This window comes from Terasakiella pusilla DSM 6293 (genome assembly GCF_000688235.1).
GTDB lineage: Bacteria > Pseudomonadota > Alphaproteobacteria > Rhodospirillales > Terasakiellaceae > Terasakiella > Terasakiella pusilla.
The window spans coordinates 1-1,603 of sequence record NZ_JHYO01000078.1; the positions used below are offsets into that span (position 1 = coordinate 1).

General features: G+C 49.3%; 2 protein-coding genes. Both read right to left on the bottom strand.

Annotated elements, in window-relative coordinates:
- Positions 1–593 precede the first annotated feature (593 nt).
- A complete protein-coding gene (locus Q397_RS0120185; RefSeq protein WP_038015105.1) occupies positions 594–1,199 on the bottom strand; it encodes a recombinase family protein in 606 nt (201 codons plus the stop codon).
- A gap of 145 nt (positions 1,200–1,344) precedes the next feature.
- Positions 1,345–1,603, bottom strand: a 259-nt coding sequence (locus tag Q397_RS25330; protein WP_038015106.1) for a hypothetical protein, incomplete at its 5' end; no start/stop codon positions are given.

Here is a 1,603-nt window from a genome sequence, read left to right on the forward strand (position 1 = left end):
TAATGGTGGAGCCTAGCGGGGACATTCTTTGATTAAATGAACCCGCTTAGGCCACGGCAATATTGGTGTTGGAATGGGTTTGGTAAATTTATGATCCGGCGGAAACGTGAATGGTTAACGTTAACGGTTCACCTTTTGCTATCCGCTATAGTTGCTATTTTGAAGCTGCGTAAGTAACACGATGTTACCACCGGGATGGTTTTAGGCACCTCGGCGGTGCCGAGTGCCGACATGTCGGTTTATGGCGTTGATGCTGGCATCTGCCGCCAAAACCTTATGTCAGTTCGCTATAGAGAGGGATTGTCGCTTCGCTGTCATGCACATGGAGGTCTGATTAAAAAGCCCCCGTAAATGACACCTCTAACTATATTATATTAGCGGGTTCATTTAGCGGGGCTTTTTCGGATATGACTTCACACCGACGGCAGTTATCGCAGTGAGCAACGCGAGCAGCGATATTGCCAAGGTGTCGGTCCCAGCTTGCTGGTGACCGTGAATGGTACCAATATGTCCTCTTGGCGGACATATTCAAACCGATACCGTAATGTTATGTCCATCAGATTTACATAATTCTGACCGAAGGTAACATCGTGTTACTTCGCCATCGCCAACATCTGTTTCTTGACCTTGGAGACACTTCCGGTGCTGACGTGGACCATATCGGCGACGGCACGCACGCTATGTCCGGCGGCTAATTGCTTGCGGATACGGTTGATTTTGTAATCACTCAATCCCGGTCTGCCCAACTTCTGTCCTTTGGCTTTTGCTCGTTCAAGACCGGCGGCAATTCTATTGCGGATAATACCACGCTCGAATTCTGCAAAGACACCCAAAAGCTGAAACATCATTCTGGATGACGGTGACGTTGCGGTATTGATCCCTTGTTGGTGAATGAAGACATCGACACCGGCTTCATGAACTTCATTTAAGAACATCACGAGGTCTTGGAGGCTGCGACCCAGACGATCCACTGACCATGCCATGATGACATCAACATCACCACGGGCCACTGCTTTGTGTAATTCATCAAATGCCGGGCGTTCACTGCGGCCTTTGCCACCGCTGATGCCATGATCTTCATAGACGTTGGTGAGCGTCCACCCCAGACGCTCGGCGGTACGTTGAAGTTCCATCATTTGATTGTCGGTGGTTTGCTTGGCAGTGGACACACGGGTGTAAATGACGGCTCTTGTTGTCATGCCGGTTCCCTCCATAAAACACATGATTTACGGACCATGAAATTCACCATGGATGAAATGGCTGTTTTCGGGCAGTTCAGGACAATTGACGGTGGGGTAGTTTTATGAACAGGCCCTGAATGAACGTTAATCGCCGGGCAAAGGTTCATGATGCACCTTTGGTCTTCTTCCACCGGGTACGCTCATACGCATTGTTAACAGCGTTAACAACATCGGCGTCATTATCATCCAGTGCTGTTAACACGGTTGTTAACACTTCCTCGACGTCGGTTAACGAACGCCCGGCGACGATGCTCTTATGACCCTGTATAGCCACTGTTTGCGACGAATATCTCAACGTGATCAGATATTCACCCTCATGCTCAAACCACCATGAACGGAGGGGAACGTCGAGGTGGTGGTCT

Coding starts and splice junctions, on each gene's coding strand:
- Q397_RS0120185 (WP_038015105.1), bottom strand. CDS start 1,199: ATGACAACAAGAGCCGTCATTTACACCCGTGTGTCCACTGCCAAGCAA.